The organism is Pseudomonas yamanorum (genome assembly GCF_013386765.1).
Classification (GTDB): domain Bacteria; phylum Pseudomonadota; class Gammaproteobacteria; order Pseudomonadales; family Pseudomonadaceae; genus Aquipseudomonas; species Aquipseudomonas yamanorum_A.
Genome location: NZ_JACARE010000013.1, coordinates 39,457 through 54,253, shown reverse-complemented (window position 1 = coordinate 54,253; position 14,797 = coordinate 39,457). Strand labels below are relative to the sequence as shown.

The 14,797-nt window shown below is 63.9% G+C and carries 3 protein-coding genes; 2 read left to right on the top strand and 1 reads right to left on the bottom strand.

Annotated elements, in window-relative coordinates; genetic code table 11:
* Positions 1–129 precede the first annotated feature (129 nt).
* Complete coding sequence (locus HX875_RS08335; protein ID WP_076953019.1) at positions 130–681, bottom strand: RNA polymerase factor sigma-70; 552 nt, start codon at positions 679–681, stop codon at positions 130–132.
* A gap of 278 nt (positions 682–959) precedes the next feature.
* Between HX875_RS08335 and HX875_RS08330 the strand changes: the two genes are divergently transcribed.
* Together HX875_RS08330 and HX875_RS08325 are read left to right on the top strand one after the other, a co-directional pair.
* Positions 960–1,718 carry a thioesterase II family protein gene (locus tag HX875_RS08330; protein WP_177042817.1) on the top strand — a complete coding sequence of 253 codons (759 nt, stop codon included), beginning with the start codon at positions 960–962 and terminating at the stop codon, positions 1,716–1,718.
* Positions 1,719–1,782: 64 nt separating this feature from the next.
* Positions 1,783–14,718: a non-ribosomal peptide synthetase gene (locus HX875_RS08325; protein ID WP_177042816.1), complete on the top strand. Its 12,936-nt coding sequence runs from the start codon at positions 1,783–1,785 to the stop codon at positions 14,716–14,718.
* Positions 14,719–14,797 lie beyond the last annotated feature (79 nt).

Below are 14,797 nucleotides of genomic sequence, written 5' to 3'. Positions count from 1 at the left end.
AGGCACCGAGTGGTGGGGCAAGAGCCTTTTGGTTACTTTTGGGCTCCTTTCAAAAGTGACCCGCTGTAAGAGCGGAACCAATCTAAGCCATCACCCAAATATCGGATATGTACTCAACAGCAGAGCCAATCAAACCCGCCGCGCAAACGTGTCGCTGTGAGTCCCGGAAACCTTCCGGCAATGCACCAACGCATCCCGAATCATGAAGTTCACCAACGTCGGCGAAACCCCAAGCTCCTTGGCAATATCCTTCTGCGGCACCCCATGCAACCGGTACATCTCAAACGCATACCGCGTGCGCTGAGGCAACTCGGTCAATGCATCCGCAATGTTTTCCAAGGTGGAGAAATTGATGTGCGAAGTCTCAGGTGAAGCCCCGTGAATAACCACATTCAAACCTTCCTCTTCAGTACCGGAGTACTTCAACTCCAGCGCCTGCTTACGGTAGTGATCGATGGCCAGGTTACGCACGATCTGGAACAGGTAACTGAGCTGCGCCTTGAACGAGGACGTAATGGTCGGTGCCGATTGCAACCGGAAGTAGGCGTCCTGCACCACGTCTTCGGCGCGAGAGCGGCAGCCGGTAATACGCGCGGCGATCTTGACCAGGATCAGCCGGTTATCGACAAAGGCCTGAAGGAGGGGTGAGTCGCACCTGCCTGTGGATACTTGTTCCGTCATGGAAATCACCTAGTTGCAAGAGAAGGTTGGGGGAGGGCGTCCTTGCTGAGGCCTCCTACACATCGGGCAACAAATTATGCTTAATGATAATGATTGTCAAATGAGAAGACGAACTAATCTTATGCTTTATCGAGAGGTGTGAACCGCGTCTCGCTGACTAATTATTTCCAGGTGCCATCCGTTCTCATGGGTGAAAGGCCAGTTAACAAACCGGCCAAGGATCAGCGCCTGGAGGAGTACAAAATGGGTTTTTATCGTGTGGGTCGGGGTGGTCTGAAATGAACACGCCGCTTCGATTACGCCTGTTTTGCCTGCCTTATTCCGGTGCCAGCGCCATGGTCTACAGCCGCTGGCGGCGGGCGCTTCCCGAGTGGTTGCAGGTGCGCCCGCTGGAGTTGCCGGGGCGCGGCATGCGCATGGACGAGCCGCTGCAGCGCGACATCAAGGCCCTGGCCGGGCAACTGGCCGATGAGATCAGCGCCGAGCTGGACGGCCCTTACGCTTTGTTTGGCCACAGCCTCGGCGGCCTGCTGGCGTTCGAACTGGCCCATGCCCTGCGTGAGCGGGGTGTACCGCAGCCACTGGCGTTGTTCGCGTCCGGCACCGCCGGCCCGGCCTGCCGCGATGTCAGCGAATACGCCATCGAGAAAAACGACGAGCAACTGATCGCCCGCCTGCGTGAACTCAAGGGCACCGGCGAGGACGTATTGGCTAACGCCGAGCTGATGCAGTTGATGCTGCCGATCCTGCGGGCTGACTTCCTCCTGTGCGGCAGTTTCGAGTATGGCGAGCGCGAGCCGCTGAGGCTGCCCATCCATGTATTCGGCGGCAAGCAAGACACAGTGACCGCCGATCAATTGCTGGACTGGCAGCAAGACACCGCCAGCGGTTTTTCCCTCGACATGTTCGACGGTCACCACTTCTTCCTGGTGCAGCACGAGAGTTCTGTACTGCGCTGTGTGCGGCGTTACGCCGACGAACACCTGGCCCGCTGGCGCAATGACGCCGCGCGGCAGATGGCCCGGGCAGCCGGCTGAACAAGCCCCCTGGCCACACATTCCCCGATTTCCCAGTAAGCCGATTTCAGGCAGGAACCCCACGATGGACGCCTTCGAACTTCCCCGCACCCTGGTTCAGTCCCTTCAACGCCGCGCCGCGCAAACCCCGGATCAACTGGCGTTGCGCTTCCTCGCCGAGACGGCCGAGCAGGGCGCTGTCCTCAGTTACCGCGACCTCGACCTGCGTGCCCGCACCATCGCCGCCGCTTTGCAGGCCAATGCCGGGTTGGGTGACCGTGCGGTGCTGTTGTTCCCCAGCGGGCCGGACTACGTCGCGGCGTTTTTTGGTTGCCTGTACGCCGGGGTGATCGCGGTGCCGGCGTACCCGCCGGAGTCCACTCGCCGTCATCATCAGGAGCGGCTGCTGTCGATCATCGCGGACGCCGAGCCAAGCGTGCTGCTGACCACCACCAGCCTCGGTGATGCGCTGCTGCAACTCGAAGGCGCGCCGCAGTTGCTGTGCGTCGACAGCCTCAGCCCCGAAATCGCGGGCAATTGGGTCGCACCGAACTTGCAAGACGATGACATCGCCTTCCTGCAATACACCTCCGGTTCCACCGCGTTGCCCAAGGGCGTGCAAGTCACCCACGGCAACCTGGTGGCCAACGAATTGCTGATCCGCCGGGGCTTTGGCATCGACCTGAACCCCGACGACGTGATCGTCAGCTGGCTGCCGCTGTACCACGACATGGGCCTGATCGGCGGCCTGCTGCAGCCAATCTTCAGCGGCGTGCCGTGCGTGTTGATGTCGCCGGCGTACTTCCTCGGCCGGCCACTGCGCTGGCTGGAAGCGATCAGCGAATACGGCGGCACCATCAGCGGCGGGCCGGACTTCGCCTATCGGCTGTGCAGCGAACGGGTCAGTGATTCGGCGCTGGAGCGCCTGGACTTGAGCAAATGGCGCGTGGCGTATTCCGGCTCCGAGCCGATCCGCCTCGACACCCTCGAGCGTTTCGCCGAGAAGTTCGCCACCTGCGGTTTTACCCCGAACAATTTCTTCGCGTCCTACGGCCTGGCCGAAGCCACCCTGTTCGTTGCCGGCGGCACTCGTGGCCAGGGTATCCCGGCCCTGCGTCTCGACGAACAGGCCCTGGCCGCCAATCGCGCCGAGCCGGGGCAGGGCGCGGCGATCATGAGTTGCGGTACCAGCCAGCCTGAACACGCGGTGCTGATTGCCGACCCCGCCACCCTGGCGACGCTCCCCGACAATGCCGTCGGTGAACTCTGGGCCACCGGCCCGAGCATCGCCCACGGTTACTGGCGCAACCCTGAGGCCACCGCCAAGACCTTCGTCCAGCACGCAGGACGCACCTGGTTGCGAACCGGCGACCTGGGCTTTATGCGCGACGGTGAAGTGTTCATCACCGGCCGCCTCAAAGACCTGCTGATCGTGCGGGGCCACAACCTGTATCCCCAGGACATCGAGCAAGCCATCGAACGCGAAGTGGAAGTGGTGCGCAAGGGCCGGGTCGCGGCGTTTGCGGTGAATGACAACGGCCAGGAAGGCATCGGCATCGCCGCGGAAATCAGCCGTAGCGTGCAGAAAATCCTGCCACCCGAAGCGCTGATCAAGGCGATTCGCCAAGCGGTGGCCGAGGCCTGCCAGGAAGCCCCGAGCGTGGTGGTGTTGCTCAATCCCGGTGGCTTGCCGAAAACCTCCAGTGGCAAGGTGCAGCGTTCGGCCTGCCGCACGCGCCTGGCGGATGGCAGTCTCGACAGTTATGCGCAGTTCCCCGGCGTGCCGGCCCAGGCCGCTGATGCGGCGCTGGAGTCCGAGTTGCAGAGCCAAATTGCCGCGATCTGGTGCGAGCAATTGCAGGTGACGCAAGTCGCCGCCGACGATCACTTTTTCCTGCTGGGGGGCAACTCCATCAGCGCCACCCAGGTGGTCGCCCGGCTGCGGGAAACCCTTGGCCTGGAGCTGAACCTGCGGCTGTTGTTCGAAGCGCCAACCCTGGCCGCCTTCGCCGCCGGCGTCGCGCAATTGCAACAGGACGGCGGTGTCGCCCAAGGCGCGATCCAGGCCCTGTCGCGCCAGGAAGACCTGCCGCAATCCCTGGCGCAAAACCGCCTGTGGATCACCTGGCAACTCGACCCGCAAAGCAGTGCCTACACCATTCCCGGCGGCCTGCGTTTGCGTGGCGAGCTGGACGAAGACGCGGTGCGCTCAAGCTTCCAGCAACTGATCCAGCGTCACGAAGCCCTGCGTACGCGCTTCTTTGAGCGCGATGGCCAAGGCTTTCAGCGGGTCGATGCCAAGGTGGATTTCGACCTGCAAGTTATCGACCTCAGCGACCTGCCGGCCGCCGAGCGCGAAACCCGCGCAAACCAGATCCGCGAAGACGAAGGCCGCACCCAGCTCGATTTGGAGAAAGGCCCGCTGCTGTGGGTCACGCTGGTACGCCTGGATGACGAAGACCACCAGTTGCTGGTGACGCTGCACCACATCATCGCGGACGGTTGGTCCCTCAGCGTATTGATCGATGAGTTTGCCCGCCTGTACGCCGCTGCCTACCTGGGCCAGACCCTTGAGCTGCCAGCCCTGGCCCTGCAATACGCCGACTACGGCAGTTGGCAGCGCCAATGGCTGGCCGAAGGCGAGGGTCAGCGGCAACTGGCGTACTGGAAACAACAACTGGGCGACGAACACCCGACCCTGAGCCTGGCCACCGATCATCCGCGTTCGGCTCAACATGTGCGCAGTGCTTCACGTCACAGTGTGCGTTTGAGCGCGAGCCTCGGCGAAGCCATTCGCAAGACCGCCCAGGCCCACGAATCCACTCCGTTCATGCTGTTGCTCGCGGCGTTCCAGAGTCTGCTCCATCGCTACAGCGGCCAGCGCGATATCCGCATCGGCATACCCAGCGCCAACCGTCCGCGCCAGGAAACCCAGGGCCTGATCGGGTTCTTTATCAACACCCTCGTGCTGCGTGCCGAACTGGACGCGCGCCTGCCCTTCGCCGAGTTGCTGGCGGCGACGCGAACCGCGGCGCTGGGCGCCCAGGCGCATCAGGATTTGCCTTTCGAACAACTGCTGGAAGCCTTCCCCCAAGCCCGCGAGCAAGGCCTGTTCCAGGTGATGTTCAACCACCAGCAACGCGACCTCGGCGCCTTGCGCCGCCTGCCGGGCCTGTTGGCCGACGAGCTGGCGTGGCACAGCCGCGAAGCCAAGTTCGACCTGCAACTGCACAGCGAAGAAGACCGTAACGGGCGCCTGAGCCTGTCCTTCGACTACGCCGACGAACTGTTCGACGCCGCGACTATCGAGCGTCTGGCGGAGCACTTCATCAACCTGCTGCAAGCCGCGTGCGAGCAACCGCAGCAGGCCATCGGCGACTTGAAACTGCTGCACGCCGACGAGCACTCCCAGCAACACCAGTGGAGCGCAGCACCTTGCGCGGCGGCGCAGCAGTGGCTGCCGGAACAACTCAACCAACAGGTCTCGGAACGCACGGCGCTGGTGTGGCAGGACGCGAGCCTGAGCTTCGCCCAACTGCACACCCAGGCCAACCGCCTGGCCCATTACCTGCGGGACAAAGGCGTCGGCCCGGACGTGTGCGTGGCCATCGCCGCCGAGCGTTCGCCGCAACTGCTGATCGGCCTGCTGGCGATCATCAAGGCCGGCGGCGCCTACGTGCCCCTGGACCCGGATTACCCGGCCGAACGCCTGGCCTACATGCTCAAGGACAGCGGCGTGCAACTGCTGCTGACCCAGACCTCGCTGCTGGAGCAACTGCCCACGGCTGAAGGCGTGTGCGTCATCGCCATGGACAGCCTCAAGCTGGAAAGCTGGCCGACCCACGCGCCGGGCCTGCACCTGAACGGCGACAACCTTGCCTATGTGATCTACACCTCCGGTTCCACCGGCCAGCCCAAGGGCGTGGGCAATACCCATGCTGCCCTGGCCGAGCGTTTGCAGTGGATGCAAGCCACCTACCCACTGGATGAAACCGATGTGCTGATGCAAAAGGCACCCATCAGTTTCGACGTGTCGGTGTGGGAATGCTTCTGGCCGTTGATCACCGGTTGCCGGCTGGTACTGGCCGGGCCGGGTGAGCACCGCGACCCGCATCGCATCGCCCAGTTGGTGCAGGAACACGGCGTGACCACGCTGCACTTTGTGCCGCCGCTGTTGCAGCTGTTTGTCGATGAACCGTTGGCCGCCGAATGCACCAGCCTGCGACGCCTGTTCTCCGGCGGTGAAGCATTGCCTGCCGAGTTGCGCAACCGGGTGCTGGCGCAGTTGCCGGCGGTGCAGTTGCACAACCGATATGGCCCCACCGAAACCGCGATCAACGTGACGCACTGGCATTGCCAGGCCCAAGACGGCGAGCGCTCGCCGATTGGCCGGCCACTGGGCAACGTGATCTGCCGCGTGCTGGATGATCAGTTCAATCCGCTGCCCGCAGGTGTGCCGGGTGAGTTGTGCATTGGTGGCATCGGCCTGGCTCGCGGTTACCTTGGGCGTGCGGGGCTGACCGCTGAACGATTCGTCGCCGACCCGTTGGGCGAGGCGGGCGCACGTCTGTATCGCACCGGTGACCGCGTGCGCTGGAGTGCCGACGGTGTGCTGGAATACCTTGGTCGCCTGGACCAGCAGGTCAAACTGCGTGGCTTCCGTGTCGAACCGGAAGAAATCGAAGCGCGTCTATTGGCCCTCGACGGCATCGCCCAAGCGGTGGTGCTGGTGCGCGAAACCGCTGCCGGTGCTCAGTTGATCGGTTACTACACCGCCAACGAGCCGCTGGATGAACAGGACGTAAAAACCGCCCTGGCCGCCGAGCTGCCGGAGTACATGGTGCCGGCGCAGTTGATGCGCCTGGACTCAATGCCCCTGAGTCCCAGCGGCAAACTCGACCGCCGTGCCTTGCCGGAACCGGTGTGGCAAGTGCGTGAACACGTCGAACCCGAAACAGCGCTGCAACAGCAAATCGCCGGGATCTGGCGCGAAGTGCTGGCCCTGCCACGCATCGGCCTGCGGGATGACTTCTTCGCCCTCGGCGGCCATTCGTTGCTGGCCACGCAAATCATCTCCCGCACCCGCCAGGCCTGCGACGTCGAGCTGCCGTTGCGCACGCTGTTCGAAGCCAGCGAGTTGGGGGCTTTCGCCGAGCAGGTCCGCCTGATCCAGGCCTCGGGCCAACGCAACCAGCAACTGGCCATCGGCAAGGTCGACCGCAGCCAACCGGTGCCGCTGTCCTATTCCCAGCAGCGCATGTGGTTCCTCTGGCAGATGGAACCGGACAGCCCGGCGTATAACGTCGGCGGCATGGCGCGGCTGCGCGGGGTGCTGGACGTGGGGCGTTTCGAGGCGGCGTTGCAGGCCTTGATCATGCGTCACGAAACCCTGCGCACCACCTTCCCGAGCATCAACGGCGTGGCGCAGCAAAAGGTCGCGGCGCAAACCGGCGTGCGCATGGATTGGCAGGACTTCTCGGCGTTCAATCAAGCCGAGCGCCAACAGCGTGTGCAGCAACTGGCCGACCATGAGGCTCATACACCGTTCAACCTGGAAACCGGCCCGCTGCTGCGTGCCTGCCTGGTCAAGGCCGGTGAGCAGGAACATTACCTGGTGCTGACCCTGCACCATATCGTCACCGAAGGCTGGGCCATGGACATCTTTGCCCGTGAACTCAGCGCGCTGTACGAAGCCTTTATCGACGACCGCGAATCGCCGCTGGCGCCGCTGCCGGTGCAATACCTGGACTACAGCGTGTGGCAACGGCAGTGGCTGGAATCCGGCGAGCGTCAGCGCCAGCTGGATTACTGGACCGCGCAACTGGGCACCGAGCATCCACTGCTGGAACTGCCGGGCGACCGTCCGCGCCCACCGGTGCAAAGTCACCAGGGCGAGCTGTACCGTTTCGATTTGAGCGATGACCTGGCCGCCCGCGTGCGTGCCTTCAACGCCGAGCGTGGTTTGACCTTGTTCATGACCATGACCGCCACACTGGCCGTGTTGCTCTACCGCTACAGCGGCCAGACCGACCTGCGTATCGGGGCGCCGGTGGCCAACCGCATTCGCCCGGAAAGCGAAGGGCTGATCGGCGCGTTCCTCAACACCCAGGTGCTGCGTTGCCAGCTCAACGGGCAAATGAGCGTCGGGGAATTGTTCGAGCAGGTGCGTCACACGGTGATCGAAGGTCAGTCTCACCAGGACCTGCCGTTCGACCACCTGGTGGAAGCCCTGCAACCACCCCGCAGCGCGGCGTACAACCCGCTGTTCCAGGTGATGTGCAACGTGCAGCGCTGGGAGTTCCAGCAAAGCCGCACGCTGGCCGGGATGACTGTCGAGTACTTGGCCAACGATGCCCGCGCCACCAAGTTCGACCTCAACCTGGAAGTCACCGACCTCGACCATCGCCTGGGTTGCTGCCTGACCTACAGCACCGACCTGTTCGACGAGCCGCGTATTGCCCGCATGGCCACGCACTGGAAAAACCTGCTGGAAGCCTTGCTCGCCGATCCGCACCAGCGCCTGAGCGAGTTGCCGTTGCTGGAGGCGGCCGAACAGCGTTCGCTGCAAGACAGCCTCGGCATTGAAGCCGGCGAACATCGCCTCGACCAGTGCATCCATCACCTGTTCAGCGAGCAGGCCCTGGCCCGTCCCGACGCCCCGGCGTTGACCTTTGCCGGGCAGACCCTGAGCTACAGCGAACTCGACAGCCGCGCCAATCGCCTGGCCTGGATGCTGCGCGAACGTGGCGTAGGCCCGCAGGTGCGGGTTGGCCTGGCGCTGCCGCGTTCGCTGGAGATGGTCGTCGGCCTGCTGGCGATCCTCAAGGCCGGCGGCGCCTATGTGCCGCTGGACCCGGAATACCCGCTGGACCGCCTGCACTACATGATCGAAGACAGCGGCATCGGCCTGCTGCTCAGCGACGCCGCGATGTTCGACGCGCTGGGCGAGTTGCCCGCCAGCGTCGGCCGCTGGTGCCTGGAAGATGACCTGCCGACATTGGCCAGCTATTCGGCCGGCGAGCTGCCTTTCATCAGCCTGCCGCAACACCAGGCGTACCTGATCTACACCTCCGGCTCCACCGGCAAGCCCAAGGGCGTGGTGGTGTCCCACGGTGAAATCGCCATGCATTGCCAGGCGGTGATCGAGCGCTTCGGCATGCGCCCGGATGACTGCGAGCTGCACTTCTATTCCATCAACTTTGATGCCGCCACCGAGCGTCTGCTGGTGCCGCTGCTCAGTGGCGCGCAGGTTGTATTGCGGGCCCAGGGCCAATGGGATGCGGAAGAAATCTGCGGGCTGATTCGTCAGCACCGCATCAATATCCTCGGCTTTACCCCGAGCTACGGCAGTCAGTTGGCGCAATGGCTGGCCACGCAAAACCAGACCTTGCCGGTGCGCATGTGCATCACCGGCGGTGAAGCCTTGACCGGCGAACACTTGCAGCGCATCCGCGCCGCGTTCAAGCCAGCGCTGTTTTTCAACGCCTATGGTCCGACTGAAACGGTGGTGATGCCGCTGGCCAGTCTTGCTCCGGACACGCTGGAAGAGGGCGCCGGCAGCGTGCCGATCGGCAGCATTATCGGCGCGCGTGTCGCATACATTCTGGATGCGGATTTGGCCCTGGTACCGCAAGGCGCCACCGGCGAGTTGTATGTCGGCGGTGCCGGCCTGGCCCAGGGTTACCACCAGCGCCCGGGCATGACGGCGGAGCGGTTTGTGGCTGATCCGTTTGCCACGAATGGCGGTCGCCTGTATCGCACCGGTGACCTGGTGCGCCAGCGGGCCGATGGCCTGGTGGAATACCTCGGTCGTATTGACCATCAGGTGAAGATTCGCGGGTTCCGTATCGAGCTGGGAGAAATTGAAACCCGCCTGCTGGAACACGCAGCGGTGCGTGAAGCGGTGGTGCTGGCGCTGGATTCTCCGAGTGGCAAACAGTTGGTGGCCTACCTGGTCAGCGACGAAGAACACGGCGCCTTGCGTGAGTCACTCAAGGCCCATCTGAAGGCGCAGCTGCCGGACTACATGGTGCCCGCGCACCTGATCGTCCTCGACAGCATGCCGTTGACCGCCAACGGCAAACTCGACCGCCGCGCCTTGCCGCAGCCGGACCCCGAGGCGAACCGTCAACAGTACGTGGCCCCGCGCAACGAGCTGGAGCAAACCCTGGCGGCGATCTGGTGTGCGGTGTTGAACGTGCAACAGGTGGGCCTCGACGATAACTTCTTCGAACTGGGCGGTGACTCGATCCTGTCGATCCAGGTGGTCAGCCGCGCGCGTCAGGCGGGGATTCATTTCAGCCCGCGTGATCTGTTCCAGCACCAGACCGTGCAGACCCTGGCCGCCGTGGCGACCCGCACCGAGCAGGTCATCGCCGAACAAGGCGTGTTGACCGGCGCGTCCGGGCTGACCCCGATCCAGCACTGGTTCTTCGACACCGACATTCCCGAGCGTCAACACTGGAACCAGGCACTGCTGCTGGAACCGGCTCAACCCCTGGAACCCCATCGCCTGGAGCAAGCCCTGCTGGCGGTGCTGGAGCACCACGACGCCTTGCGCCTGAGCTTCACCCAGCGCGATGCCCATTGGCACGCCGAACACCTGGCGGTGCCGGAAGGCGGCCTGCTGTTGCAAGCCCAGGTGGCGGACATGGAGCAGTGCCACGCGCTGTTCACCGACACCCAACGCAGCCTCAACCTTGCCCATGGCCCGCTGTTGCGTGCGCTGCTGGTAGACGGTCCTCAAGGCCAGCGTCGCCTGCTGATCGCGATCCATCACCTGGTGGTGGACGGCGTTTCCTGGCGCGTGTTGCTGGAAGATTTGCAGACCGTGTACCGCCAGTTGAGCGACGGCCAACCTGTCAGCCTGCCGGCCAAGACCAGCGCCTTGCGCGACTGGGCGACACGCTTGCAGGCCTATGCCGGCAGCGAATCCCTGCGTGAAGAACTGGACGTGTGGCAGCAGCAGTTGGCCGGCCCTGCCGTTGAGTTGCCGGTGGATCGCCCGCAAGGTTCACTGCGCAATCGCGACGCCGATACCGTCAGCGTGCGCCTGGATGCCGAGCGCACCCGCCAGCTGTTGCAGCAGGCGCCGAGCGCTTACCGCACCCAGGTCAACGACTTGCTGCTGACCGCACTGGCCCGTGTGTTGTGCCGCTGGAGCGGCCATGAATCGGCCCTGATCCAGCTGGAAGGCCACGGCCGCGAAACCCTGTTCGACGAGATCGACCTGACCCGCAGCGTCGGCTGGTTCACCAGTGCCTACCCGCTGCGCCTGACCCCGCTGCACATCGAAGAAGCCGCCGGGCAGGGCGCCTCGATCAAGGCGATCAAGGAGCAACTGCGCGGCGTGCCCCACAAAGGCCTGGGTTATGGCGTGCTGCGCTACCTGGCCGACGACCTGTGCCGCCAGACCATGGCCGCGTTGCCGACGGCCAGCATCACCTTCAACTACCTTGGCCAGTTCGACCAGAGCTTTGGTGCCGATGCGCTGTTCCACCCGCTGGAGGAGTTTGCCGGCACCGCCCACGACCCGGACGCGCCGCTGCCCAACGAGCTGAGCGTCGACAGCCAGGTGTATGGCGGTGAACTGGTGCTGCGCTGGACCTTCAGCCGCGAGCGTCACGACAGCCAGACCATCGCTGAACTGGCGGACGCTTACCTGGCAGAATTGCAGAGCCTGATCGAGCATTGCCTCAAGCCAGACGCCGGCGGCCTCACGCCGTCGGACTTCCCGCTGGCGCACCTGACCCAAGGGCAACTCGATGCACTGCCGGTGCCGGCCACTGCCATCGAAGACGTGTACCCGCTGACCCCGATGCAGGAAGGCTTGCTGCTGCACACCCTGCTGGAACCGGGCACCGGCCTCTACTACATGCAGGACCGCTACCGCATCAACAGCGCCCTGGACCCGGAGCGTTTTGCCCAGGCCTGGCAGGCGGTGATCGCTCGGCATGAAGCGTTGCGTGCCTCGTTCTGCTGGAACGTCGGTGAAGACATGCTGCAGGTTATCCACAAGCCAGGCAGCACGCCGATCGAATACCTCGACTGGAGCGTCGACCCTGAAAGTGAACAGGAACCGCGTCTGCAAGCGCTGCTGAAAAGCGAGCGCGAAGCCGGCTTCGATCTGCTCAACCAGGCGCCGTTCCACCTGCGGCTGATCCGCGTGGGCGAGGCGCGCTACTGGTTCATGATGAGCAACCACCACATCCTGATCGATGCCTGGTGCCGCTCGCTGCTGATGAACGATTTCTTCGACATCTACATGGCCCTCGGCGAAGGCCGCGAGGCGCAACTGGCGACGCCGCCGCGTTACCGCGACTACATCGCCTGGCTGCAACGCCAGAACCTGGCCGAGGCGCGTCAGTGGTGGCAGCAGAACCTGAAAGGCTTTGAACGCACCACGCCGATCCCGAGCGACCGGCCGTTCCTGCGGGAACACGCCGGCCACAGCGGCGGCATGGTGGTGGGGGACTGCTACACCCGCCTGGATGTGCGCGACGGTGCGCAATTGCGCGAGTTGGCCCAGGCTCATCAACTGACGGTGAACACCTTCGCCCAGGCGGCGTGGGCCCTGGTGCTGCGGCGTCTGAGTGGTGATCGCGACGTGCTGTTCGGCGTCACCGTGGCCGGGCGCCCGGTGGAAATGCCGGAGATGCAGCGCACCGTCGGGCTGTTTATCAACAGCATCGCGTTGCGGGTGCAGCTGCCTGAGGACGACCAGAAGTGCAGCGTGCGCCAATGGTTGAGCGGCCTGCTCGACAGCAATATGCAACTGCGTGAGTATGAATACCTGCCGCTGGTGACCATCCAGGAGCACAGCGAACTGCCCAAGGGGCAGCCGCTGTTCGACAGCCTGTTCGTGTTCGAAAACGCCCCGGTGGAAGTCTCGGTGCTGGACCGTGCGCAAAGCCTGAATGCCACCTCGGATTCCGGGCGCACCCACACCAACTTCCCCCTGACCGCCGTGTGCTACCCGGGGGATGACCTGGGCTTGCACCTGTCTTACGACCAGCGTTATTTCGATGAAACCACCGTGCAAGGCATGCTCGGCGAATTCAAGCGCCTGCTGCTGGCATTGGTGCAGGGCTTCCACGGCGATATGGCCGACTTGCCGCTGATTGGCGAACAGGAGCGTGAGTTCCTGGTGGAGGTCTGTAACCAGAGCGAGCATGAATACCCGCTGGAACGCAGTTACGTCGAGCTGTTCGAGGAGCAAGTGGCACGGCATCCACAACGGATTGCCGCCAGTTGCCTGGATCAGCAATGGAGCTATGCCGAGCTGAACCGGCACAGTAACCGTCTGGGCCATGCGCTGATTGCCGCCGGTGTCGGGCTGGATCAACCGGTGGCGTTGCTGGCGGAGCGCAATCTGGATTTGCTGGGCATGATCATCGGCAGCTTCAAGGCCGGTGCGGGTTACCTGCCGCTGGATCCGGGGCTGCCGGGCCAGCGCCTGAGCCGGATCATCGACCTCAGCCGTACGCCGTTACTGGTGTGCACCGAGGCGTGCCTTGAGCAGGCGCAGGTGTTGCTGGAAGAGTTTGCCTGTGGCTCGCGACCGAGGCTGCTGGTGTGGGAGGAGCTGGTGGGGTCAGAGCAGAACCCGGGCATCTACAGCGCGCCGGATAACCTGGCCTACGTGATCTACACCTCGGGTTCCACCGGCTTGCCCAAGGGCGTGATGGTGGAACAGCGCGGCATGCTGAATAACCAGTTGAGCAAGGTGCCGTACCTGAACCTGGGCCAGGACGATGTCATCGCCCAGACCGCCTCGCAAAGCTTCGATATCTCGGTGTGGCAATTCCTCGCCGCACCACTGTTCGGGGCGCGGGTGGACATTGTGCCGAACACCCTTGCCCATGATCCCCAAGGCTTGCTGGCTCACGTCCAGGCCCAGGGCATCACCGTACTGGAAAGCGTGCCGTCGCTGATCCAGGGCATGCTCGCCCAGGATCGCATCAGCCTGGAGGGTTTGCGCTGGATGCTGCCGACCGGTGAAGCGATGCCACCGGAGCTGGCGCACCAGTGGTTGCTGCGTTATCCGGAGATTGGCCTGGTGAACGCTTATGGCCCGGCGGAATGCTCGGACGACGTGGCGTTCTTCCGCGTCGACCTGGCGTCAACCCGTAGCACCTATCTGCCGATTGGTACGCCGACCGACAACAACCGGTTGTACCTGCTGGACGGCGCGCTGGAGCTGGTGCCTCAAGGCGCCGTCGGCGAGTTGTGCGTGGCCGGGACCGGTGTGGGTCGTGGTTATGTCAGCGACCCGGTGCGCACGGCGCAAGCGTTTGTGCCGAATCCATTTGGTGCGGACCGGTTGTACCGAACAGGGGATTTGGCCCGCCGTCGCAGTGATGGGGTGTTGGAATATGTCGGTCGCATCGACCATCAGGTGAAGATTCGTGGTTACCGGATCGAACTGGGCGAAATCGAAGCGCGCCTGCATGAGCAACCGGAAGTTCGCGATGCGGCCGTCGGGGTGCAGGAGGGCGTCAATGGCAAGCATCTGGTGGGTTATCTGGTGGCGACTGATGCGCAGCTCAACCCGGGCGAGCGCCTTGATCGCATCAAGCAGCGCCTGCGGGCCGAGTTGCCGGAGTACATGGTGCCGCTGCATTGGTTGTGGCTCGACCGTTTGCCGCTGAACGCCAACGGCAAGCTGGACCGCAAGGCCTTGCCGGTACTGGAGATCGGCCAGTTGCACAGCCAGGATTATCTGGCGCCGCGTAATGAGCTGGAGCAGACGTTGGCCGGGATTTGGGCCGAAGTGCTCAAGGTCGAGCGGGTCGGGGTGCAGGACAACTTCTTTGAGCTGGGCGGGCATTCGTTGCTGGCCACGCAGATTGCTTCACGGGTGCAGAAGACGCTGCAGCGGGATGTGCCGTTGCGGGCGATGTTCGAGTGCAGCACGGTGGAGGAGTTGGCGGGGTATATCGACGGGCTGGCGGCGAATGAGATCAGCGCGGAGAAGGTGGATCGGTTGAGTGATTTGATGGCGGAGCTGGAGGGGTTGTAAGGCGCTGAATCTTCGCTGTTTGTGACGGCCTCATCGCAGGCAAGCCAGCTCCCACATTTTGGATTGTGAACACATTCAA